The sequence below is a fragment of the Methylobacter sp. genome, from assembly GCF_036845245.1.
GTDB lineage: Bacteria > Pseudomonadota > Gammaproteobacteria > Methylococcales > Methylomonadaceae > Methylobacter_A.
The window spans coordinates 11,186-35,806 of sequence record NZ_DAIUEH010000029.1 but is presented as its reverse complement, the minus strand read 5'-3'; the positions used below and the strand labels follow the sequence as shown (position 1 = coordinate 35,806).

The window sequence follows — 24,621 nt, the reverse complement described above, 5'->3', positions numbered from 1 at the left end:
ATGTATTGGATTTTAAACTGAACGTTTAACTGTGCTTTGGATAGTCATGAAAAATTCTATAAAGGTTAAGATTACCGACCATCCGGACGAGCTCATCATTAAAGCCAAACAGGCAGCTGAAAAGCATGGCTTGCGGTTTACCGGCGATGCTGAAAAAGGATTGATTATAGGTTTTGGAATAGAGGCTCACTACCTGCTTCAGAAGGATATGCTAACGATCAACGTTTTACGTAAGCCGCTGCTTCTTTCATGGACTGTAGTCGAACAAAAAGTAAGAGCCTTGGTAAGCACTAAGCCAACTATCGGTTAACGCCGATCTCATCCGCAATATTTCAGTTCAGTCGATTATTAAGATATTTCGAGGGCAGGATTCATAGAGCAGGGGCAGTCGTCAAATGAAACTCAAGACGCGTTGGATGATCACAAGTGCTGTTTTTTCACTGCCGCTTATCAGCATATCGATAGCCGGACTGTATTGGTTGTGGCTTAATCATTTTTTGTTTATTTGGTTGGGAATGACTGCAACGCTTGGGCTGGCAGGGTGGTTTTTCAGTTCCAGGCGACCTGTCTTCGAGCAAGGATTAGAGCGTAAGGAGGAGAATGCAACTGCGGATGGCGAGATAAATAACGATCAAATTTGGCAAAAAATAGAGGTAATTTCTTCAAGGGTAGCCCATGACAATCCGGACCCTGGCGATGTCCGGTTCTACATGGAAACCATGGTGGAGATCATACAAACGGTTGCGGAGCATTATCATCCGGAGCAGAAAGAAGCCATTCTGGAAATTCGTATTCCTTATTTACTTGCCGTCATTGAAATGGTGGCGAGAGATCTTCGTATCGGCTTTACCGAAAACGTTCCTGCCAGCCACATTGTTACATTAAAGGACATTGTTCGCGGGCACCGTCTGGCTGCCCAGGGAGTTGAGCTTTATCATATATTGCGGTTAGTGGTTAATAACCCTCTTGCCAGCATTGTGGAGAAAGTCGCAACTGCCGCAAGTTCCAAGCTTTACGCAGAAACATACGAGGAGATCAAGCGCAGTTTGATCGATGCGTTTATCAAGAAAGTCGCCTATTACGCGATTGAATTATATAGCGGTAATCTCGAGCTGGATGAAGATGAATTAGCAAAGCATGTCGACCGTCGTACCCGGGCGGATTTAACGGATATTAAGGAAAAAGAAGAAAGCCTGTCTGCCGAGCCATTGAGAATACTTGTCGTCGGTCAAACCAATGCGGGGAAGTCAAGCCTAATCAATGCCTTGTTCGGAATCATAAAAGCCGAAACGGACGTCATTCCGACCACCGAAGGAGTCATCCCTTATCTGCTTGAACGGCCGGGATTGGAATCGGCGATTATTCTCGACAGCGAGGGTTATGGTCAGCAAAAGGACGGAAAATTCTTTGTAAAAGGACTGGAAGCGGCTATGCATTGCGATATGATTTTATTGGTGATATCCGCAGTTAACGCGGCAAGGGAGGATGACCGGCACATGTTGCAGTTACTCAATGAAATGATCAGGTCAAATCCTCAAAATAAGATGCCTCCGCTTATTGCGGTGATGACGCATATCGATCAACTCAGGCCTATGAGAGAATGGAAGCCGCCCTACAATATTTCCGATCCCGATTCAGTAAAGTCGAATATGATCCGTCAGTCCATGGATGCAATTGCGAAAGAATTAAAAGTAAGCAATGACCGGATAGCGGCCGTCTGTTTAGCGCCGGGGAATCTATATAATGTTGAAGAAGGATTGATTCCGACGATTCTGCAACAGCTCGATTATGCTAAAGGAATTCGCTATACCCGTTGTTTAAGAGATTATCATCAAGAAGATTACTGGCGCAGGCTTTGGACGCAATCGAAAAATGCAGGCCGGTTTATTGCAAAAAAAGGTTTTGATGTACTCGAAAAGAAAGCGTTTTAACGTTGTGTTGCAACATTAAAATTCAGGAGAGAGTTATCTCTGTCCTGGTCGATAGCTATATTAAAGTGAATAAAATTATTATCTTGGGTCATTAAATTGTCATATTTTATTAATATCATTGTCATATTAATAATATGACAGGGTTTATTCATTGTAGGACTATGCTTCGACTGGTCACAATTAAGAATAAATTCAGTGCCTAAGCTATACATCATAAAATTTTTCTCCCGAGTTGAGGTTTTGCGTATGTGGAAAAAAATTTACTCGACAGTCTTCACACCTCGTCTTGATGATGAGGAACTCAGTAAGCGTCTTGAAGTCGTAAAATCAGCTATGCCCACGCCGATATTTTGGTTGTTGGGGAAGACGCAATCGGGAAAAACTTCGATCATTAAGGCCCTGACTGGAGACAGCCGCGCTCAGATAGGTAACGGTATGCATGCCTGTACCAAAACCGCATTCATTTATGATTTTCCAGATTCTCAAGATTGCATTATGCGCTTCCTGGATACGCGGGGACTGGGCGAAGTGGATTATGAACCGGATTGCGATATCGAAGCTTTTCGCGAACAAGCTCACGTATTGATCGTCGTAATGAAAGCCATGGATCATTCTCAACATGCTGTTATGGAGGCTGTCCGATTGGTTCATAAAGCCAAACCCGGTTGGCCTGTTATCGTTGCGCAAACCGCATTACACGAGGGTTATCCCGACTCGGCCTTCGAACATTTGAGTCCTTATCCGTTTGATACCGAAGACTGGGCTGATAGGGTTCCCGAAAATCTGAGCCGATCCCTGCTTAAACAAAGATCGCTATTTAAAGGGATAGATGCTCAATTTGTCGCGGTTGATTTTACGTTGCCGGAAGATGGATACCAGCCGGTCAATTATGGCCTGGAAGCGTTTTGGCGTAGCCTGGAAACAGCTTTGCCGCATGGCATCGCAATAATACTTCATGACATGAAAGAAATTCGCAAGGAACTACATGATGTCTACAGCAAAGCGGCGCATCCGCATATTGTCGCCTATGCGCTTACTTCAGGCGTGGCTGGCGCCGTTCCTATCCCCTTTGTTGATATACCTATCGTGACGCTGGTTCAGGTCAAAATGTTTCAGACCATAGCGTCAATTTATAATTACAAACTGGATCGACAAAGTTGGGCTGAAATCAGTAGCTCGCTCGGCATCAGCCTACTGATCAATCTCGGCCGCCGTGAATTAATCAAACTGATTCCCGTCTATGGTTCGGCCGTGTCATCGGTGCTGACTGCTGCAACAACTTATGCATTAGGAAAGACGCTAACGGTCTATTTTCAAAATTTGCATAGCGGGAAAGCGTTGTCAAGTGAAGCATTCCGGGCTATTTATGCGGAACAGTTTGAACAGGGGCGATCGATGTTGAAAGATTATGTAAATGAAATTCAACAGAAGGTGTTGAAATGAAAATGAAGACTCGCTGGCAGATACATTTTTTTATCATAATGATCCCGTTCAGTATCCTTTTGGCGGCCGGTTTTTACTGGTTATGGCTGAATCAAATGCTGATTTTATGGCTAATCGCTTCGGCATTATTAGGCGCGCTTTGGTGGCTCGTTAACCAACGCTTGAACCGCCTGGATCTGGAACTGGAACTCCTCGATATTTCGGCATCGGTCGAAAAAACCGCTCAAAGCAAACAAGCTTACGAAAAAATCGAGCGGATTTCCAAATTACACAGAAACAGCAATCCCGATCTGGCTTCTTCGGGATTTTATATGCAGACCCTGCTTGAAGTGACGCAGGCTGTAGCGGAGCAGTATTATCCGCAACGTAAAGACGCTGTGTTGGAAATTAAGCTGCCCTATCTGCTCAAAGTCATCGAAACGTTGGCGCAGGAATTACGCGTTGGTCTTTCGGAAAATGTGCCGGGCAGCCATATTTTTTCAGTGAACGATATTGTCCGCAGTCACCGCCTGGCTAATCGCGGACGTGAGCTTTATCGCTTGTTTCGCATCGTATCGGCCGGATTGGATCCGGTATCGGCAATGGTTCGCGAGCTGAGAATACTGGCTACCGATAGTTTGTTGTCCCATTCCACCGATGACCTCAAGCGCTGGCTTATCGACGCTTATATCAAGAAGATAGGCTATTACGCGATTGAGCTTTACAGTGGAAATCTGGTTCTGGGTGATGAAATGTTTGAGAACGCGACGCGACGGTCTCAACAAGAACTGGAAAAAATCAAGCGTAGAGAAGCGGTTGCGTCGGCGGAACCGTTCCGCATACTGGTGCTGGGCCAGACCAATGCCGGTAAATCCAGCCTGATCAATACCCTGTTCGGGATCAAAAAAGCCGAAACCGATGTGGTCCCCAGCACAGAAGGCATTACTTCTTATCTGCTGGAACGTCCCGGATTGGAAACTGCGATTATATTGGATTGCGAAGGTTACGGCAGCGATGACTATCAACGTTGGTTTGCAAAAGCTTCAGAAGAAATTATCCGCAGTGACATTATTCTTTTAGCGATTTCCGCAACCAATGCAGCGCGTGATCCCGATAAAAAAATGCTTCAAGCTATTCAGAATTGTTTTGAGCTTAAAGATAAGGGCAGTTTACCGCCCGTTGTTGTCGCACTGACGCATGTCGATCAGCTACGGCCGATCAGGGAGTGGAATCCGCCTTATGATGTGATGAGTCCTTGTTCGACAAAAGCCCAGGCAATAAGGCTGGTGATGGATGCGATAACGACGGAATTAGGCTTGAATATCGACCGGATTGCGCCGGTCAATTTAAAGCCGGGCTTTGAATACAATGTTGGGGAAGGGCTGATACCGGCCATTTTTCAGCAACTCGAACAAGCCAAGCAGGTGCGCTATCTCCGCTGCCTAAAGGAATATCATAAAGAAGATTATTGGCGCAGACTTTGGAAGCAATCCAAGCGGGCCGGGCAATATATAGCTAAAAAAAGCTTAAGCAGATCAGAAAAATCGTCTGCCGAATTGCCTGAAAGTGTAGAACGAGGCGGGGAAAGTCCTCTAACTACCCCCGCTTACTTATGCCCAAGGAAAAGTTTTTCAGCTGACTACAGCTGAGTCTTCGTGTGCTATGTGTTTTTCCTGGCTGGTTTTAAAGTCCTTGCGTGCGATTCTAGCGCCATCGTGGAAGCCTCTTTTCATCAGGCTACTGATCGGCAGGATTTTTACGACGGCCAACGAAGTAAAAACAGCACCGTAGGATATGCCGTAACAGGCATGATATAACGCATCATCAAATATTTTCGATGGCGCGGAGGCCATTCTGGCGGCGGCTTGTTTGGCTGCCAGGGCGCCTTTTTTGACGCCTATTAATGCAACTTTGGATTTTTTAATAGTTCCTGCATTTTCAACCGAGGCTTCTTCAGCTTTTTTGTCGGCTACAACTTTCATGACGAATACTCCAGAAATTTCCGGTTATAAAAAACCTGAGGCGGAAACTTTTTGAAAGCTCTATACCTCAGAGACATAGAATATTTAATAGATTGTTTTTACGCTTGTCAATGGCTCATTTTGTTGATTAATTATTTAAAAACAAAGGCTTGCTCAAGCTCATCAGTAGCGATGAAAATCGGATGAACTGCTTTCTAAAACAGTAGCGTCAGTTAAAAGTCCGGTCCAATCGTTCAAGGTATATCGTGGCGAATGTATTTCAGCCTGAATAATTGCAAGCATAGAATTGACATAAAAAGCCGGCAATTGTTTTATTATTCAAATTCCCAAAGAGTCTTTAAACTCTTCCAACGACATAGTCTCGCCGATCAGGTTGCCTTGGTAACAATGGCAGCCGTGCCGCTCCAGAAAGTCGCGCTGCGCTTCGGTTTCCACGCCCTCGGCAATAATATCCATGCCCAAGTTGTTGGCCATGCCAATGATAGTTTGTACGATTACCGTGTCGGCAGGTTTGACGCCAATATTTTGCACAAAAGACCGATCGATTTTCAGTTGATCGAATGGCAACTGCGCCAAGCAAGTCAGCGATGAATAGCCGGTGCCGAAATCATCGATAGAGAAGCTCACGCCGATTTCTTTGAGTATCTTCATTTTGGCTATGCTGTCGTCGATGTCGTCGAATATCAGACTTTCGGTGAATTCGAGTTTGAGCCGGTCTGCATTAATGGCGGACTTGTCCAGCAGAGTACATACTTGCTCGGTAAAGTCGGGTTGATGGAATTGACGCGCGCTGACGTTAACGGCAAGCTGCAAATCGCGGGTTTGTACATGATTTTCCCATTGTTTAAGTTGGGCGCAGGCGGTTTGCAGCACCCATTGTCCTATAGGTATTATTAATCCGATTTCTTCAGCCAATGGGATGAACGCATCAGGCGGGACAAAGCCGCGGTCAGGGTGTTTCCAGCGCAACAACACTTCGGCGCCGATAGTTTGACCGTTGTGTTGCGTCTGTCGTTGAAAATAGAGTTTGAATTGGTTTTTCACCAGCGCAAAGCGTAAGTCGGCTTCCAGAGCGGCCCGGGCCGTAACCGCATCTTGCATGTTCTGGTCGAAAAAACGCAAGGTGTTACGGCCTGCGGCCTTGGCGCCATACATCGCGATATCCGCCCGTTTCATCAGGGTATTTATTTCATGCTGATGATTCATAAATAGCGTGATGCCGATACTCGGGGTGCTTCGATACTCTTGCCTGGTGAGCTGGTAAGCTTGGTTAAGCGAGTTAATAATTTTTTCGCCAATGGTTTTAGCCTTGATAGCAGCTTCTTCAATATTCTCGCTCAATTCTTCCAGCATGATTACAAACTCGTCGCCGCCTTGGCGAGACACGGTGTCGCCTTCCCGCACACACTCTATAAGGCGTTGTGCGACCTGCTGCAACAAGATGTCTCCCATGTCATGTCCCAGATGGTCATTCAGTGATTTAAAGTTGTCCAGGTCAATGAATAGCAATGCGCCGTATTTTTTACTGCGCGTACTGGTGGCCAGCGCTTGCTGCAATCGGTCCACCAGTAGTCTGCGGTTCGGCAAAGTAGTTAATGGATCGTAGTAAGCCAATTGTTTTATTGCTTCTTCAGAGGTCTTTCGTGCAGAGATATCGGTATGTAAGCTGACATAGTGCGTGACATTTCCTGGTTCGTCCTGCACGGCTGTGATGGTTAGCCATTTGGGATAAATTTCACCGTTTTTGCGTTGATCCCATATTTCGCCCTGCCAGGAGCCGGTATGATTGATGCACTCCCACATGTCAGCATAAAAGGCCGCATCGTGGTGTCCCGACTTGAACAGGCTGGGCGTTTGGCCGACGAGGTCTTCGGGGCTGTAACCGGTAATGTCGGTAAAGGCGCGGTTAATCCGCAAAATCAGCTTGTCGGCATTGGTGATCATGATGCCTTCCTGGGCCTCAAAAGCGACAGCGGCGATACGCAGTTCTTCTTCCGTATGCTTGCTTTCAGTGATATCGGTCAGGGTAACGCGAAGTATAGGAGGGTGATCGTCGGCCATTAGCGGCAGACAGTCCAGGCGGGCATGAAAGGTGTTATCGCCGCGTTTTAGCATCAGTTCGACAATTTGCTGCTCTTTTTTGTGCTTCAGTATATTTTTGAGTAGAAGATAGCAGTGCTCGCTGTCTTTGGGGGCAACCAGACTGCTGAACGGCCGGTTTATCAGGTTGTTGCGTTCCACTCCGAGCAGCGCGGCGGCGGTAAGATTGGTCTCGATAATCTTGCCTTCGAGCGTGAGGGTGAGGTAGCCGACGGGAGCGAATTCATAAAGATTGAGATAGCGCTTATGAGAGGCTTCCAGGGCGGCACGGGCGCGCTGTAGCTCTTCGTTTTGCATCTCCAATTCGGTCTGGTGCGCCCGTAGTTCATGCAGCAGCTTCTCCACAGAATGAGGCAATGGCCCGGTTAGAGCGTGGGAGCGTCGATCCACGGGTCCGGTACGTGGTTTTAGTTGTCGATCCAGTTTGGTGGATTTGCTGTTCATGTAAACTCCATCTGTTATTTAAATAAGCTAGATAGATCGGGTTGTCCTTTTGATTATAAGTGGCAGGTTCTATTAATATAATCTACGGCCTGTCGGTAACATCCTCCATCGCCAGCAGGATCAATCGCGGCTCGCCGGTCTGGCCGATGATGCTGCGGGCATTGAGCAATATTTTACGATAACCGATGGTGGGGAAATCATGCTCTACCTGATAATTTTCAAAAGCCTGATTGTGCGGCAGGACGGCTTCCAGAAGGTTGCGTAAGTCTGGGATGTCCCATTGTCCGTCGCCCAGTTCGTAAATCGGACGGCCCACGGTTTCTTCGGTTGACACTTGAAAGCTTTGATAAAACGAGCGGCTGGCAGTGACGACTTTTAACGCGTCATCAAGCACAATCAGCGGTTCGCGCACCGTATTGACGATGCCTTCGGCCAATAATTTCGCTTCCTGTATCGCTAAAGCTCGGGTGCGTTCGGTGATGTTGGTGAAAGTCAGCACCACGCCGTCAATCATGTTTTCCAGTGTCCGATAGGGCTGGATACGTGCCAGGTACCATTGGCCGCTCATGGTTTTTACTTCGCGTTCTATCGGTACCAGATTATTGAGAACGGCATGAGCGGTGTCCAGCAGGTCTTCACCTTCCAGTTCAGGCTTGATGTCGCCCAGTGCGCGGCCCACATCCGAGGCGACCAGGCGATAGATTTGTGTTGCATCCCGTGTAAAACGCCGGATGATCATGTTTTGGTCGAGGAAGATGGTGCCGATGTGGATGTTGTCGAGCAGATTCTTCATGTCGTTTTGCGTGTCGGCCAGTTGAACAATTTTGGCTTGTAGCTCGGAGTTTACGGTGACCAGCTCTTCATTGATGGATTGCAGTTCCTCTTTTGACGTTTCCAGCTCTTCATTGGTAGATTGCAGCTCTTCATTGGTCGATTGCATCTCTTCGTTGGTGCATTTCAGTTCCTCGTTGGACGCATATTGTTCCTCGATGGTGGCCTGTAGATTCTCTTTTGTGTAAGCCAGTTCACGCTCCAGTTCCTCCATATGGTGCAGTTCCTTCTGCTTGGAAGTACGCTTGATACGCGCCGGTTTGCCGGATATCGGATGGATTACGTCTTGAAAACTCACCAGCAGCAGGTTTTGCTGATTATTCGGTTTCGGCAGGGAGCGTACGCAGAGTAGCACAGGGTGAAAATCGCCATTGGTTTTGACCGACAGTTCCTGATTCAGGGTCGGTGTGCCTTGTTTGGCGGCGGAAATAGCGGAGCGTAGTTCCAGTTGCAGGCCTTCCCGAGCCATTTCGATCATGTTGAGAGTGGCATGGCCGGGAGCAGGGCGCAGGTATTTTCCTGTCTCACCATAAACGTAGAGGATATTGCCGTTGAGATCCGTCACCACCGAGGTGGGGGCGTAATATTGAAGCAGCATGCGCCGGGTCAATTCGGCCAAGTTGGTTTCCCTGAAGGATTGTATGATGTCTTCCGGCGTTTTGTGCGCCGGTTCTGTCGTCCAGTTCAAGTTGCTGGTCAACATTGAACGGGTCGATGCGGCCGTGGGCGTGGCGCTATAAAACTTCCATTTACGATTAAGCGGGGTAAACAGTTCGGTATGGTTGCCGATGCCTTCCGACGGCGACAGAAACAGAACGCCGCCGGGCTTAAGCGCGTAGTGAAAGGCCGGAATGAGGCGGTTTTGCAGTTCCGGTTCCAGATAAATCATCAAATTGCGACAGCTGAGCAGATCGAGCTTGGTGAATGGCGGATCTTTGATGATGTTCTGAACAGCAAATACCACCATCTCGCGAATTTCCTTTTTTACCCGATAGCCACTGTTTTCCCTGATGAAGAAACGGCGCAACCGCTCAGGTGTGACATCAAGGCTAATGTTGGGCGGGTATAGTCCGGCACGGGCTGTGGTAATGGTGTCATCGGCAAGATCGGTGCTGTAAATCTGCGCTTTAAAGTCATAGTGTTTTTTTTCCATCAGTTCACGCAGCACGATGGCAATGGAATAGGCCTCTTCACCCGTGGCGCAACCTGCCACCCAGACACGAAACACGTAATCTTCCGGTTTGTCGGCCAACAGTGCCGGCAGGATTTCCTGCTTTAGCACAGCGAATGCCTCCGGATCGCGAAAGAAGTTGGTAACATTGATCAGTAGCTCTTTGAACAGCGAGGCTACCTCTGCCGGATGCTCCTTGAGGTAGCGGGCATAAGTGTCGGTATCCTCAATGCCGTTTTGCAACATGCGTCGTTGAATGCGGCGGGTGATGGTGCTTTTCTTATAGCATGAAAAATCATGGCCGGTGCTGGTGCGTAATTGCATCAGGATGTGATTGATGCCAGTTAGTGCAATTGAGGAGGTGGGAGGGGATTGGGGATTAAGCATGCTTCGGGATAACAGTACTTCAGGCATTTTTTCCACGGGCAAAATATGGGTGACATAGCCCGCCTGAATGGCGCTGGTCGGCATGCCGTCGAATTTTGCGGTATTCGGCTCCTGTGCCAGTGTGATGCCGCCCGCGCCGAGGATAGCGCGTAATCCTAAAGTACCGTCGGTGCCGGTGCCCGAGAGTATAATGCCGATAGCCTTCTCCGACTGATCTTCAGCCAGCGAGCGCAGGAACATATCAATAGGCATGCGCTGACCGTGCGGCTCTGCCGGCAGGCTTAGTTGCAGGGCGCCGTGGAAAATAGTCATGTCGCGGTTGGGGGGGATGACATAGACGCAGTTAGGCGCGATTTGCATTTGATCTTGCGCCTCCACCACTGGCATGGATGTGGTGCGTTGCAAGATTTCGGTCAGAATGCTGGCATGGCTCGGGTCGAGATGCGAAACCAGCACGAAGGCCATGCCGGAATCAGGAGAAACATGGCGAAAGAATTGTTCAAATGCTTCCAGGCCTCCGGCGGAAGCGCCTAAGCCGACAATAGGAAAGCCGCCTTTTTGTCGCTGCTTATTTTTCGAGTGAATCGATGGGGTTGGTGGGGTTTTATTCTGAGTCATTGCGGGATGCTCTGTTCGCGTGGCACTGCGGCCACGGAGATATGAATTATCTTGAGTTTAATAGTGTTTTATCCGTGTAAAGTCAATTCATTTTCCGATGATGCATTTAACTCAGTGCCATCCGTTTCTGTCTTTGAAAGGGTTGCTAAACCGGTTTTACTGTGAGTAAATGCTATAAAATCAGTAAATTGACGTTCGATCATTATAGTCGCTTTTATCAAATGCCGACTGCGGGCTAACGCTCTTTATACGATTTATAAAATAGGGATGGTGGGGTAAGCGGCAGCGATAAGAGTCTGTATTTTGCGCTTATTAAAAGGCTCCTGGTCGCCTTGCCGTAGTTGAGAATGCCTTGCTTTTGTGGTTTAATGCCATGGTTTTACGTCTTATGGGCCTCTTGTTTTATTGATATTTGAAATGAAAGGATGGTTTCGCCGCAACTTGATTGGAGAGCAGGCTATTAACTATGCAATTTATTATTAAAAAAGGTTTGGATCTACCTATCACTGGAGAGCCCGAACAAGTTATTGAGGATGGCAATAAGGTTAAATCCGTTGCTATTCTGGGGATGGATTATGTGGGCATGAAGCCTACCATGATGGTTAGCGAGGGTGATACGGTCAAGCTGGGCCAAGTGCTTTTTTCTGACAAGAAGAATCCTGGCGTCAATTTTACTTCACCCGGCGCGGGTGTTGTTCAATCCATTAATCGCGGCGCAAAGCGGGTTTTGCAGTCTGTTGTGATCGAACTGAAAGGAACGGCGCAGGAGTCATTTGCAAAATACAAAGCTTCCGAGTTAAGCGACTTATCGGCAGAACAGGTTAAAGAAAATCTGCTGGCGTCCGGGTTGTGGACCTCGTTGCGTACACGTCCTTACGGCAAAATTCCTGCTGTAGACAGTAAGCCACGGTCTATTTTTGTTACCGCAATCGATACCAGTCCGTTAGCGGCAAATCCTGCGGTCATCATTAAAGAACGAAGCGATGATTTTGCCAATGGTTTGGCGGTTATTGCCAAACTGGCGGAAGGTAAAATTTATGTTTGTAAGGCGACCGGCGCTGAGATTGCAACCGGTAATGCATCGGTAACCGTCGCCGAGTTTTCCGGTCCTCATCCTGCGGGATTGCCAAGCACCCATATTCATTTGCTGGATCCGGTCAGTATCGATAAATTCGTCTGGCACCTGGATTATCAGGCGGTGATCGCAATCGGCGCATTGTTTACCACAGGTAAAATCAATGTTGAGCGCGTTGTTTCATTGGCTGGGCCTACCGTTAAAAATCCTAGATTGATTCGTGCCCGCGTCGGCGCCAACACCGATGACTTGGTTGCAGGTCAATTGGAAGAAGTTGAAAACAGGGTCATTTCAGGTTCGGTGTTATATGGACATCTTGCCGCGGATTGGGCAGCTTTTTTGGGTTGCTACAGCAACCAAGTTTCAGTATTGCAAGAGGGTCGTGCGCGCGAGTTGTTCGGCTGGATCGTTCCGGGTAAAGACAAATATTCGGCACTCAATGTTTATACGTCAAGCGTCGACCGCAAGTTGAACCGTAAATTCCCATTAACAACCGATAAAAACGGCAGCAACCGGGCGATTGTTCCTGTTGGTGTTTATGAGGCCGTGATGCCGCTGGATATTTTGCCTACACCGCTGTTAAAAGCGCTGGTGGTCGGAGATTCGGATCAGGCTCAATTGTTAGGCTGTTTGGAACTTGATGAGGAAGATGTCTCCTTATTTACGTTTGTGGATCCTGGTAAACACGATTTCGCTCCTGTTTTGAGGGCGAATTTAACTAAAATTGAGAAGGAAGGATAATGTCGCCTAGAGATATTTTAGATAGCATGGAACCGCATTTCACCAAGGGTGGGCGGTTCGAAAAGTATTACGGTCTCTATGAGATGGTGGATACTTTCATCTATACACCGGCTGATGTAACGCGCGGCACCACGCATGTTCGTGATGGCAATGACTTGAAACGAACCATGACTTTTGTGGTTATCGCTACGTTTTTTTGTATTTTGATGGCTTTGTATAACACCGGTTATCAAGCCAATTTAGCCATGGCAAAGATGGGCTTGGAACAGGTTCCGGGCTGGCGCAGTATCCCGATGATGATCTTCGGCTACAGTACGATGAACCCATTTTCCAATATGGTTCACGGTGCATTGTACTTTCTGCCTATTTATATCGTCACGCTGGCTGTCGGCGGTGTTTGGGAAGTGTTGTTTGCAACCGTTCGCGGGCATGAAGTGAATGAAGGCTTTCTGGTATCGTCAATGTTGTACACATTGATTATGCCGCCCGATATGCCTTTATGGCAGGTGGCTTTGGGTATTTCTTTCGGTATCGTTATCGGTAAGGAAGTATTCGGCGGTACCGGTAAAAACTTCCTGAACCCTGCGTTGACCGGGCGGGCGTTTTTATATTTCGCTTACCCGGCGTCTATTTCAGGCGATTCCGTTTGGGTTGCGGTTGATGGTTATACTGCGGCAACGCCTTTAGGTTTGGCGGCAAATGGCGGTCTTGATGCGATTTACTCAGCTAATTACAGCTGGATGCAAACTTTTTTCGGTTTTGAGCCGGGTTGTTTGGGTGAAACTTCAACGCTGGCTATCTTAATTGGTGCGGCATTCCTGTTGTACACCAGAGTAGCGTCGTACCGGATTATGGGCGGCGTATTTGCAGGCATGGTGCTGACCTCCTTGCTGTTCAATATTGTAGGCAGTGACACCAACCACATGTTTGCTGTGCCTTGGTACTGGCATTTGACGATGGGCGGTTTTGCTTTCGGCATGGTTTACATGGCGACCGACCCGGTGAGCGCGGCAATGACCGATACCGGTCGTTGGGTGTTCGGGGGCTTGGTCGGAGCCATGACGGTATTAATCAGGGTTGTTAATCCGGCATTTCCAGAAGGTATTATGCTGGCAATTCTATTTTCCAATATGTTCGCGCCTACGATTGATTATTTTGTCATTCAGGCCAATATCAGAAGAAGGATGAAACGTCATGCTTAAATGCGAACAGTTCAATAAAATTTGCGCAGCATTGGATAAGTGCGAGCATTACCAAAAGTTCAAAGTCTACAAGGATAAAGTGCTTGCCTTAGGCAATGATAGTTTGGAAAAAACTATTGCTATTGCGGTTGCACTTTGTCTGGTTTGTGCGGTTTTGGTTTCATTTTCTGCGGTTGCGTTAAAGCCTCTTCAAGTCAATAACAAAGAGCTGGACATGAAGAAGAATATTCTTGATGTAGTGGGCTTGCTTGAGGAAGGCGGTAATATTGATGCAGTGTTTAAAGACAGGATCGAAGCGAAAATCGTCAATCTGGAAACAGGCGACTATGTTGAGGATATTAATCCTGCTGAATACGACCAACGTAAAGCGGCAAAGGATCCTGCTTTGAGCGTTGTTATTCCTAAAGAAAAAGATATTGCGCATATCAGGGTAAAAGCTAAATATGCGAAGGTCTTTTTAGTCAAGGACGCGGGTGCGATTAAGTCGATTATTCTGCCGATCAACGGTTACGGTTTATGGTCAACATTATATGGCTTCCTGTCATTAGATGCTGATGGGCAAACCGTGCAGAGCATCAACTTTTATGATCAAGCGGAAACTCCGGGGCTGGGTGGTGAAGTAGTTAATCCCAACTGGCGTGCGCTGTGGAAAGGTAAAAAAGTTTATGCCGAAAGCGATCAGCCTTCATTGGAAAAAGGCTTGATAGAGGAAGCCGAAATGGGCGAGCCTGCGTTAAGCTTGATTAAGGGTGTGGTTGATAACACGAAACCCGGATCTCAATATCAGGTCGATGGTCTGGCGGGTGCATCATTAACCAGCACCGGTGTAACTAACCTGGTCAGATACTGGATGAGCAAAGAAGGTTTTGCCCCGTATCTGGCTAAAGTAAGAGCGGTTAAAGGAGGTGTGTCATGAATGAAATTTTAAATGATGAAACCAAAAAGGTACTGATAGAGCCGTTGGTTGATAACAATCCCATTACTTTACAAGTTCTGGGTATTTGTTCGGCGTTAGCGGTTACTTCGCAAATGTCGACTTCGTTGATTATGGCGTTGGCGTTGACTTTGGTGACTGCGTTTTCCAGCGCGGCAATCAGTGCGATCAGAAACCACATTCCAGGCAGCATTCGAATCATCGTACAGATGACTATTATTGCTTCGCTGGTTATCGTGGTAGATCAACTATTGAAAGCCTTTGCTTATGAAATCAGCAAGCAATTGTCGGTATTCGTGGGTTTGATTATTACCAACTGTATCGTGATGGGACGTGCTGAAGGTTACGCGATGAAAAATCCGCCATTAGCAAGCTTTATGGACGGTATCGGTAACGGTTTGGGTTACAGCTTGATTTTGATTACTGTGTCCTTTATCAGAGAGTTACTGGGTTCAGGCAAATTGTTGGGTATCGAGGTTTTCACGCTCAGTAAAGATGGCGGTTGGTATGATCCTAATGGCTTGATGCTGTTGCCTCCGAGTGCGTTTTTTATCATTGGTTTGATTATCTGGGGCGTCCGTCAATGGAAGCCGAAGCAAGCTGAAGCGGCCGATTTCAAAATCATGGCGCTTGCTCATGGTGAAGGAGGGCATCACTAATGGAAGCTTATATTAGTCTTTTCATAAAGGCTGTCTTTATTGAAAACCTGGCGCTGTCCTTCTTTTTGGGCATGTGTACGTTTATCGCGGTTTCCAAGAAAATCTCGACAGCGATGGGTTTGGGTATTGCGGTCATGATGGTGCAAATCATTACTGTACCGGCCAATAACTTTATTTATCACGCCTTGTTAAAGGAAGATGCCTTGTCATGGATGGGTATTAAAGGTGTTGATTTAAGCTTTTTGGCGTTGTTGAGTTGTATCGGCGTTATTGCAGCCTTAGTGCAAATTCTGGAAATGATTTTAGATAAATTCTTTCCTGCTTTGTACCATGCGTTAGGGATTTTCTTGCCTTTAATCACGGTAAATTGCGCGATTTTGGCCGGTAGCTTGTTCATGATCGAGCGTGATTACAATCTGCCTGAAAGTGTTGTATACGGCGTAGGTAGTGGTTTTGGCTGGGCGCTGGCTATCACTGTGATGGCGGGTGTGCGCGAAAAACTCAAATACAGTGATATACCTGCTGGTTTACAAGGTCTAGGTATTACCTTTATTACTGCGGGTCTGATGTCGCTTGGCTTCATGGCTTTCTCTGGAATCCAACTTTAAGGGTGCGACATGCTTGAAATTCTATTAGGGATTATTATTTTCACGGCTTTTGTGATCGCGCTGGTATTTGTGATTATCGGTGCGAAAAGCAAATTAGTCGCTGAAGGGGATGTGGAGATTCTGATCAATGATGAAAAGAAAATTCATGTACCCGTAGGGTCAAAATTATTAACCGCCTTGGCTGATAACGGTTTGTTTGTTTCATCGGCTTGCGGCGGCGGCGGTACTTGCGGACAATGCAAAGTGAAAGTGCATTCAGGCGGCGGTGAAATTTTAGCGACCGAATTAAGCCATATCAGCAAACGGGAAGCGGCTCACGGCGAACGCCTTTCTTGCCAGGTTTCGATTAAACACAACATGAGCATTGAAGTCGAAGACGATGTTTTCGGCGTTAAAAAATGGGAATGTACGGTTAAGTCGAACCATAACGTTGCTACTTTCATTAAAGAACTGGTATTGGATTTGCCGGAAGGTGAAGAAATCAAGTATCGGGCGGGCGGATACATTCAGATTGAATGTCCTCCGTACGTTGCTAAATACAGTGATTTTAATATCGAAGAAAGATTCCGCGATGATTGGGATAAGTTTAATTTATGGCGCTATGTTTCCGATGTAAAAGAACCTACATTACGTGCCTACTCGATGGCGAGTTATCCTGAAGAAAGGGAAATCATGCTGAACGTGCGTATTGCGACACCGCCTCCCGGTGCGCCCGATACAGTACCGCCAGGTATCATGTCTTCTTATATCTTTAACCTGAAGCCAGGTGATAAATGCATCGTTTCCGGGCCTTACGGCGAATTTTTCGCTAAAGATACCCAGAATGAAATGGTCTTCGTCGGTGGGGGTGCAGGTATGGCGCCGATGCGTTCACATATCTTCGATCAATTACGCAGGTTGAAGTCCAAGCGTAAAATGACGTTCTGGTACGGAGCCCGCAGCAAACGCGAAATGTTCTATGTAGAAGATTTCGATATGCTGGCCAAGGAAAATGATAATTTTGAATGGCATGTTGCATTGTCAGATCCATTGCCGGAAGATAACTGGACGGGCTATACCGGCTTTATTCATAATGTCCTTTTTGAAGAGTACATTAAAAACCATCCGGCTCCGGAAGATTGCGAGTTTTACATGTGCGGACCGCCGATGATGAACTCAGCGGTGATCAAGATGCTGTTGGATAATGGCGTAGAGCCGGAAAATATCTTGCTGGATGATTTTGGCGGATAAATAACCTAAATTCTCTTTCTCTAAACTTTTTTGGAAAGAGAGTAGATGGCATTAAAATAAACGAGGAGTGCGGCCTGACCTGCTCCTCGTTTTTTTATTGCCGGCCTTTATAAACTTTATGAGGTGATACCATGACTTACTTTCTAGTGACTTTTGTGTTCATGGCTGTTGTTATTGCCATTATGGCAATAGGCGTTATTTTTGGAAGGCGCGCCATTAAAGGATCCTGCGGCGGTGCTGCGAACAATGCGGATTGTGTTTGTGTGGAAAAATGTGATAAAAGAAAGAAAATGGAAGCGGAAGCTCATTTGAATCAAGGATCGTAGACGGGAAGCTTATTTATAATAATAAACAACGCAGGGGTCTATCATGTTGGCGAAAATTACTGTTGCAGATTATATGTCGAAAAGATTGGTCACGCTTACCAAGGATACCGAGATAATTGATGCTGTGAATAAATTACTGGATCATAAAATCACCAGTGCTCCGGTTGTTGATCAGGTAGGTCGATTGCTGGGTATGTTTTCTGAAAAAGACGTCATGAGCATTGTGTTGGAAACGGCCTATAACCAAAGTATGGGCGGAAAGGTCGGCGATTATATGACTAAAGAAATCATTAGCGTGGATGGCGAATCCAGTATTGTGGATTTGGCTGAGAAGTTCCAGCAGACTTCAGTCAGGAGTTTTCCGGTTTTTGAGGATAATGAATTGGTTGGAATTGTTAGTCGCACAGATGTCTTACGGGCTCTGGCTTCAATTCATTAAGATTTCATTGTGAAGCAACTCCACAGTCGTGGCGACTCTTGCGGCATTTCCAATATCCACGGCTGTCAAAAGAAATGAGTGGTACGCAAACTTTCTATTGGCATGATTACGAAACATTCGGTACGGATCCTCAAAGAGACAACCCCGTCCAATTTGCCGGGATTCGTACTGATTTTGATTTTAATATCGTAGACGATCCTTTAGTTGTTTATTGCAAGCCCGCTACAGATTGTCTTCCTCATCCGGAAGCCTGTTTAATCACCGGAATTACTCCTCAGCTTGCCGAACAAAAGGGAGTTTGCGAAGCCGAGTTTATCCGCTTGATTCATCAGCAATTATCCCAGCCTAATACCTGTACCCTCGGCTATAACACGCTTCGTTTTGATGATGAAGTCACCCGTAATTGTCTTTATCGTAATTTTTATGATCCCTACGCAAGGGAGTGGCAAAACGGCAATTCCCGTTGGGACTTGATCGATGTGGTCAGGGCGGCTAGGGCTTTGCGTCCTGAAGGTATTGTTTGGCCTGTTAACGAAGAGGGCGGTCCCAGTTTCAGGCTGGATCAGCTTACCCGTGCCAACAATATAGACCATGAAGCAGCGCATGATGCGCTTTCGGATGTCTATGCGACCTTGGCAATCACCAAATTGGTTAAACAGGCTCAACCAAAACTCTATCAGTTTCTGTTGCAGCATAGAGTTAAAACCGAAGCGCTTAATTTGCTTCAGTTAGGCAGTTTTAAACCCGTTGTTCATATTTCAGGCAAATACCCTGCCGTTAAAAATTGTTTGGCTATAGTGCTGCCTCTTTGCAAGCATCCTACCAATGCCAACGGCGTGATCGTCTATGACTTGTCCGTTGACCCTGGGCCGATGCTTGCTTTGTCCGTAGAAGAAATTCAGCAAAGAATCTTTACCGCAACTGCGGACTTGCCGGACGGTGTGGAAAGAATCCCTTTAAAAACCGTGCATATCAATAAATGTCCTGTTTTAGCGCCCATGTCTGTTATCAGGCCCGAGGATGCGCAACGGTTAAAAATTGATCTGGCTTTATGCTATGTCAATATCGATAAGATTAAAGCTGCTGCCGGCTTGGCTGAAAAGGTGGCTGCTGTATTTGATGGAAAAGTTTACATCGAACAAGACTCTGATCCTGATCTGGAAATCTACAGTGGCGGTTTTTTTTCTGACAATGATAAAAAACAAATGGTCAAAATCAGGGGAATGCTGCCCGAACAATTAGCACAGTCTGCATTTAAATTTACGGATAGTCGATTACCGGAAATGTTGTTTAGGTACCGTGCCAGAAATTATCCTGAAACGTTAAGTGCTGATGAGCTACAAAGATGGAATGAATTTTGTGTTAATCGGTTAACAAATTGTCAAAGAGGGGCGGGCATTGTACTCGATAAATATTTCAATCGATTGGAAGAGCTGCGGTATGGCGAAAATATAAATACGCAGATAATTAATGCCTTGGAAGTTTATGCGCTCGAGAAAATGCAGTGTTTGGGGCTTAATAAGTCATTCATTCAAACTAAAGAAATAAATAAGTTGCCAAATGTTGAAAATACTCTATAATGCTCAAAATCAATCGCGGGGTGGAGCAGCTTGGTAGCTCGTCGGGCTCATAACCCGAAGGTCGTAGGTTCAAATCCTGCCCCCGCTACCATATAGAACTGCACGGATGCAGGAGTTAGTGTGACTCAAGGATTGGTTGCCGAGAACCCCATTTTGGGGTTTTTTATTTTCTGGGCTTTGGTGAATTTTAAGGCTCATTGTTGATTGTTAATGGAAGAGCCTTAGGCTCTTTTTTTTTGTGCGAAAGTAAGTGAGGAAAAAATGAAACAGGCTCCTGAGCATTTGGTTAATCTAATTGAGCCAATTGTTGAAGGTTTAGGTTATGAATGCGTCGGCATTGAATATAACCCTCATCCTAAGCATGGCCTGTTAAGAATCTACATTGATAGCGAGAATGGAATTCTGGTTGAAGATTGTTCTAAAGTCAGCCATCAGGTCAGTGGCGTGATGGATGTGGAAGACCCTATTCAAGGCTACTATCATTTGGAGGTTTCTTCGCCGGGCGAAGACAGGCCTTTTTTTAAAGTGAGCCAGTTTGAGCGGTATATTGGCAGTACCGTGTTGGTTAATTTATTTCAGGCCATAGATGGCCGTAGAAAAATTACAGGCCTGATTGAGAAAGTTGAAGGCGATATTATTACGCTAAAGGATGGCGAACAGGTTTTTGAGGTTCCATTTACCGCGATGAGCAAAGCGCGTTTGGTTCCTGAGTATTTAATTGAAAAAGGGGGGCGCAGTGGCAAATAAAGAAATTTTGTTGGTAGTGGATGTTTTTTCTAATGAAAAAGATATTGAAAAGGAGGTCGTTTTCCAGGCCATAGAATCAGCGCTAGAAGCTGCTACAATCAAGCGTCATGCGAATCAAATTAAAGCTCGTGTCAACATTAACAGAAAAACCGGCGACTATGTTACTCATAGAATATGGGAAGTAGTTGATGCCAATAGCCAAATTGACGGCGATGTCGAGTTTCCGGAAACGCAAATACTGTTGGAAGTTGCAAGACTTGATAATCCGGATGCCCAAGTCGGTGATTTTGTGGAAGAAGAAATTGAATCTGTCGATTTCGGACGTATCGCTGCGCAGACTGCCAAGCAGGTAATTATTCATAAAGTCAGGGAAGCCGAACGCAAGAAAATTGTTGATGCCTATCAGAGTCGTGTGGGTGAGCTGATTACCGGTATCGTAAAACGTATTGAAAAGGGTAGTGTTTACCTGGATTTGGGCGGACATGTAGAGGCTTATATTGCCAAAGAAGACATGATTCCCCGCGAAGCCATCCGTATTGGCGACAGAATCAGGGGTTATTTAAAAGACGTGCGTTCAGAGCCTCGCGGCCCTCAATTATTCGTCAGTCGAACTGCGCCGGAATTGTTGATTGCATTGTTTCGTCTTGAAGTGCCGGAAGTGGGCGAAGGTTTGATCGAAGTGATAGGTGCGGCGCGTGATCCCGGTTCCAGAGCCAAGATTGCGGTCAAAGGCAATGATCCCAGGCTGGACCCGGTCGGAGCTTGTGTTGGCATGAGAGGGTCAAGAGTACAGTCGGTTTCAAATGAACTGGCCGGAGAACGCGTCGACATTATTCTTTGGAATCCCAGTGATGCCCAGTTCGTGATTAATGCGATGTCACCGGCTGAAATCCAGTCCATCGTTGTCGATGAAGACAAACACAGTATGGATCTGGCGGTAAGTTCGGATAATTTGTCTCAGGCTATCGGTCGCGGTGGACAAAATGTACGTCTTGCAACACAGTTAACAGGCTGGGAGCTGAATGTAATTGATGCTTCCAAAGCCGAACAAAACAGTGAAGCCGAAGCTGACAAGATAAAGCAGTTGTTTATCGAGCAGTTGGATGTCGATGAAGAAATCGCATTGATTCTGGTTGAAGAGGGTTTTAATACGGTCGAAGAAATCGCCTATGTTCCGGCTAGTGAAATGCTGGAAATTGAAGGCTTTGATGAGGGTCTTGTTACTGTACTTAGAAGCCGTGCTAAAGATGCTTTACTGATTAGCGCAATTGCCGCTGAAGAAAAAATAGAAACGGCCGAACCTGCACAGGATTTGCTGGAAATGGAAGGTATGGATAGGGATTTGGCTTATGATATGGCAAGCCAAGGTATAATTACGATGGATGATTTGGCAGAGCAAGCGGTAGATGATTTGTTGAGTTTTCCGGGAATGAACGAAGATCGGGCGGCAAAGTTGATTATGAAGGCGCGTGAGCCTTGGTTTGCTGAGGAACAGGCGAGTAGGTAAGGGGTATGAAATGAGCAATAAAACGGTACGGCAATTAGCGGAGGTGGTAAAAATACCTCTGGAACGATTATTAGAGCAACTGAAGGAAGCAGGGCTATCTGCAAGTGCCCCTGATGATGTCATTAATGATGACGAAAAAATGCAACTGCTTGCGCATTTGCGCAAACGCCATGGTAAGGACGAAGGCGCCGCCGAAGGTTCACTGAAGCGGGTGACTTTAAAGCGCAGAACTGTGAGCGAGCTTAAGCAGGCGAGCGTACCAGGCAGTACTACCAAAACGATCAGCGTTGAAGTTCGCAAACAGAAAACGTATATAAAACGTAGTGAAGTAGCGGATTCTGACGAACAAAAGAATTTGGAGTTGGCCAAGCATGCTCTCGAAGAGCAGATTGCAAAGCAAGCCGAAAATATTCCTCCAGTTGAGGAGCCGGTAAAACCAGAAGAAGTTGTTTTGGAACAAAAGAAAGAAGAAGTTGCATTTGAGCCGGAAGTTAAGGGAGTTGTCGAGCCCGTTGAAGCTGAAGTAGTTGCTGCCCCTGGGACTGATCAGAGCGATTCCCTAGTAGTTGAAACACTCTCGCCATCTTTGGAGGTCGACGAAAAAATTGAAGCGTTGTCAGCTCAGGAAGAAAAGAAGTTTGACCATGAAAAATCGGTTAAAGTCAAAGAATCGGCAGAAGCTAGAAAAAAACAGCAGGAAAAAGATCTTCGGCTTGAAGAGTCTATTAAAAGAAATGCTGACAAAGTAAGGCAACAGGCATCAGCCAAGCAAGAAATTCTGCATAGAAAAAAACAGGAAGAAGGATCACGTGCAGGAGCAGGCGGTAAAGACAATAAAAAGCCTAAGAAAAAAGGTAAGAAGACTGAGCGCGTCGCTGTAAAGCCTGAAGGTAAGCATCAATTTGAAATGCCGGTTGAACCTATTGTAAAAGAGGTTACCATTCCGGAAATGATTATTGTGTCCGATCTTGCTCAAAAAATGAGTGTTAAAGCTGCGATAGTGATTAAACACCTGATGAAACTCGGCATTATGGCGACGATTAATCAAAGCATAGACCAGGACACAGCGGTCATTTTGGTTGAAGAAATGGGTCACAAAGCGATTATGCAGAGTGATGACGATCTCGAGCAGGAAATGCTGGCTGAGGCGCAAGAAGAAGATAATCGCGTCGAATTGCCGCGAGCACCTATTGTTACCATCATGGGTCACGTCGATCACGGTAAAACCTCGCTGCTCGATTATATTCGTAAAACCCGTGTTGCCGCCGGTGAAGCGGGCGGTATTACCCAGCATATCGGTGCTTATCAGGTTAAAACCGATCATGGTTCAGTAACCTTTTTAGATACACCGGGCCACGCGGCATTTACCGCGATGCGTGCCCGAGGTGCTGACGTTACCGACGTGGTCATTGTTGTGGTTGCAGCGGATGACGGTGTTATGCCGCAAACCAAGGAAGCGGTCGAACATGCCAAAGCGGCCAATGTGCCGATTATTGTCGCAATTAACAAGATCGATAAGCCCGACGCGAATCCTGAAAAAGTAATGCAGGAACTGTCCACCATCGGCGTACTTGCGGAAGAATGGGGCGGCGATGTGCAGTTCCTGAAAATTTCGGCAAAAACCGGCGACGGTATCGATGACTTGATCGAAGCGTTGATTGTCCAGACTGAAATCCTTGAATTGAAAGCGCCTGTTGAAGGTGCTGCATCGGGTATTGTTATTGAATCAAGGCTCGATAAAGGCCGCGGTGTCGTGGCAACAGTGCTGATTCAAAAAGGTACGCTGGAAAGTGGTCAAATGGTACTGTGCGGTCATGAATACGGACGTGTTCGAGCCATGTTTAACGAGAACGGCATAGCCATTAAAGATGCCGGACCGTGTGCGCCGGTTGAGATTCTTGGGCTTTCAGGCACGCCGAATGCCGGGGATGAATTCCTGGTGGTACAGAACGAACGCATTGCCAAAGATTTGGCTAAGCATCGCGAAGACCGCAAAAAACTGTCCCGACATGCAGTGCAGCAAGCGTCTAAACTGGATGAAGTATTTTCCAGAATGACGACCGGTGAAATTGCCAGTGTCAATCTGGTGCTTAAAACCGATGTTCAGGGTAGTCTGGAAGCGTTGCGCGGCTCTTTGGTCGGGTTGTCGAATGACGAAGTCGAAGTTAAAGTTGTTTTCGGTGGCGTCGGCGGCATTAATGAAGGCGATGCAAACTTGGCGTTGGCTTCCGGTGCGATTTTGATGGGCTTTAATGTTCGGGCTGACGCGGCTTCACGAAGACTGATTGAAGAAAAAGGCATTGACCTGCATTATTACAGCATCATTTATGAAGCGATTGATGAGGTTAAAAAAGCCATCAGCGGTATGTTGGCGCCAGAAATCAAAGAACAGATTGTCGGTCTTGCCGAAGTGCGTGATGTCTTTAAATCACCTAAATTCGGTGCGGTTGCAGGTTGTATGGTTGTTGACGGTTATGTGAAGAGAAATCTGCCGATACGGGTCCTGCGTAATAACGTAGTGATTTATGAAGGGCAGCTGGAATCTTTACGCCGCTTCAAAGACGATGCATCCGAGGTCAAGATGGGCATGGAGTGCGGTATCGGTGTAAAAAATTACAACGACGTACAGCCCGGCGACCAGATCGAAGTGTTTGAACGTATAGAAGTTAAACGGGAAATATAAACCT

At 46.5% G+C, this 24,621-nt stretch carries 20 protein-coding genes and 1 tRNA gene; 17 read left to right on the top strand and 4 right to left on the bottom strand.

Going from position 1 to position 24,621, the window contains the following annotated elements; all coding sequences use genetic code 11:
• Positions 1 to 46: 46 nt before the first annotated feature.
• The 4 genes from V7051_RS13870 (at position 47) to V7051_RS13855 (ending at position 5,002) form a co-directional block, all read left to right on the top strand.
• Positions 47 to 310, top strand: coding sequence for a hypothetical protein (locus V7051_RS13870; RefSeq protein WP_333875743.1), 264 nt, complete (start codon positions 47 to 49; stop codon positions 308 to 310).
• An 85-nt stretch (positions 311 to 395) separates the two neighbouring features.
• On the top strand, positions 396 to 1,931 hold the full coding sequence (locus tag V7051_RS13865; protein WP_333875741.1) for a GTPase family protein: 1,536 nt from the start codon (positions 396 to 398) through the stop codon (positions 1,929 to 1,931).
• A 246-nt stretch (positions 1,932 to 2,177) separates the two neighbouring features.
• Positions 2,178 to 3,374: a DUF697 domain-containing protein gene (locus V7051_RS13860; RefSeq protein WP_333875739.1), complete on the top strand. Its 1,197-nt coding sequence runs from the start codon at positions 2,178 to 2,180 to the stop codon at positions 3,372 to 3,374.
• A complete protein-coding gene (locus V7051_RS13855) occupies positions 3,371 to 5,002 on the top strand; it encodes a GTPase family protein (RefSeq protein WP_333875737.1) in 1,632 nt (543 codons plus the stop codon). Before V7051_RS13860 ends, V7051_RS13855 begins: the two co-directional genes overlap by 4 nt.
• Here V7051_RS13855 and V7051_RS13850 read toward each other — a convergent pair.
• The 4 genes from V7051_RS13850 to V7051_RS13835 form a co-directional block, all read right to left on the bottom strand.
• Positions 4,985 to 5,335, bottom strand: coding sequence for a hypothetical protein (locus V7051_RS13850; RefSeq protein ID WP_333875735.1), 351 nt, complete (start codon positions 5,333 to 5,335; stop codon positions 4,985 to 4,987). The genes V7051_RS13855 and V7051_RS13850 overlap by 18 nt on opposite strands.
• A 318-nt stretch (positions 5,336 to 5,653) precedes the next feature.
• Positions 5,654 to 7,879 (bottom strand): sensor domain-containing protein, encoded by a 2,226-nt coding sequence (locus tag V7051_RS13845; protein WP_333875734.1) that lies wholly within the window; start codon positions 7,877 to 7,879, stop codon positions 5,654 to 5,656.
• A gap of 82 nt (positions 7,880 to 7,961) precedes the next feature.
• Entirely contained in the window at positions 7,962 to 10,886 is a 2,925-nt protein-coding gene (locus V7051_RS13840) for a chemotaxis protein CheB (protein ID WP_333875733.1), read from the bottom strand.
• A gap of 68 nt (positions 10,887 to 10,954) precedes the next feature.
• On the bottom strand, positions 10,955 to 11,089 hold the full coding sequence (locus V7051_RS13835; protein WP_333875732.1) for a hypothetical protein: 135 nt from the start codon (positions 11,087 to 11,089) through the stop codon (positions 10,955 to 10,957).
• A gap of 263 nt (positions 11,090 to 11,352) precedes the next feature.
• Between V7051_RS13835 and V7051_RS13830 the strand changes: the two genes are divergently transcribed.
• From V7051_RS13830 to infB, 13 genes are all read left to right on the top strand, one after another.
• Positions 11,353 to 12,702 carry a Na(+)-translocating NADH-quinone reductase subunit A gene (locus tag V7051_RS13830; protein ID WP_333875731.1) on the top strand — a complete coding sequence of 450 codons (1,350 nt, stop codon included), beginning with the start codon at positions 11,353 to 11,355 and terminating at the stop codon, positions 12,700 to 12,702.
• Positions 12,702 to 13,904 carry an NADH:ubiquinone reductase (Na(+)-transporting) subunit B gene (locus tag V7051_RS13825; protein WP_333875729.1) on the top strand — a complete coding sequence of 401 codons (1,203 nt, stop codon included), beginning with the start codon at positions 12,702 to 12,704 and terminating at the stop codon, positions 13,902 to 13,904. Before V7051_RS13830 ends, V7051_RS13825 begins: the two co-directional genes overlap by 1 nt.
• Positions 13,897 to 14,820: a Na(+)-translocating NADH-quinone reductase subunit C gene (locus V7051_RS13820; protein ID WP_333875727.1), complete on the top strand. Its 924-nt coding sequence runs from the start codon at positions 13,897 to 13,899 to the stop codon at positions 14,818 to 14,820. The genes V7051_RS13825 and V7051_RS13820 overlap by 8 nt, the downstream gene beginning before the upstream one ends.
• Positions 14,817 to 15,497 (top strand): NADH:ubiquinone reductase (Na(+)-transporting) subunit D, encoded by a 681-nt coding sequence (locus V7051_RS13815; RefSeq protein WP_333875725.1) that lies wholly within the window; start codon positions 14,817 to 14,819, stop codon positions 15,495 to 15,497. Before V7051_RS13820 ends, V7051_RS13815 begins: the two co-directional genes overlap by 4 nt.
• Positions 15,497 to 16,105: an NADH:ubiquinone reductase (Na(+)-transporting) subunit E gene (gene nqrE, locus V7051_RS13810; protein ID WP_333875724.1), complete on the top strand. Its 609-nt coding sequence runs from the start codon at positions 15,497 to 15,499 to the stop codon at positions 16,103 to 16,105. The genes V7051_RS13815 and nqrE overlap by 1 nt, the downstream gene beginning before the upstream one ends.
• A gap of 9 nt (positions 16,106 to 16,114) precedes the next feature.
• Entirely contained in the window at positions 16,115 to 17,335 is a 1,221-nt protein-coding gene (nqrF, locus tag V7051_RS13805) for an NADH:ubiquinone reductase (Na(+)-transporting) subunit F (RefSeq protein WP_333875723.1), read from the top strand.
• A 131-nt stretch (positions 17,336 to 17,466) separates the two neighbouring features.
• A complete protein-coding gene (gene nqrM, locus V7051_RS13800) occupies positions 17,467 to 17,661 on the top strand; it encodes a (Na+)-NQR maturation NqrM (protein WP_333875722.1) in 195 nt (64 codons plus the stop codon).
• 43 nt (positions 17,662 to 17,704) lie between these two features.
• Complete coding sequence (locus V7051_RS13795; RefSeq protein WP_333875720.1) at positions 17,705 to 18,100, top strand: CBS domain-containing protein; 396 nt, start codon at positions 17,705 to 17,707, stop codon at positions 18,098 to 18,100.
• 74 nt (positions 18,101 to 18,174) lie between these two features.
• A complete protein-coding gene (gene sbcB, locus V7051_RS13790) occupies positions 18,175 to 19,680 on the top strand; it encodes an exodeoxyribonuclease I (protein ID WP_333875718.1) in 1,506 nt (501 codons plus the stop codon).
• Between the two features lie 14 nt (positions 19,681 to 19,694).
• Positions 19,695 to 19,771: transfer RNA gene (locus tag V7051_RS13785), tRNA-Met, on the top strand.
• A 170-nt stretch (positions 19,772 to 19,941) separates the two neighbouring features.
• Positions 19,942 to 20,427 (top strand): ribosome maturation factor RimP, encoded by a 486-nt coding sequence (rimP, locus tag V7051_RS13780; protein WP_333875716.1) that lies wholly within the window; start codon positions 19,942 to 19,944, stop codon positions 20,425 to 20,427.
• A complete protein-coding gene (gene nusA / locus V7051_RS13775; RefSeq protein WP_333875714.1) occupies positions 20,417 to 21,934 on the top strand; it encodes a transcription termination factor NusA in 1,518 nt (505 codons plus the stop codon). The genes rimP and nusA overlap by 11 nt, the downstream gene beginning before the upstream one ends.
• Positions 21,935 to 21,944: 10 nt before the next feature.
• Positions 21,945 to 24,617: a translation initiation factor IF-2 gene (infB, locus tag V7051_RS13770; protein WP_333875712.1), complete on the top strand. Its 2,673-nt coding sequence runs from the start codon at positions 21,945 to 21,947 to the stop codon at positions 24,615 to 24,617.
• Positions 24,618 to 24,621: the final 4 nt, after the last annotated feature.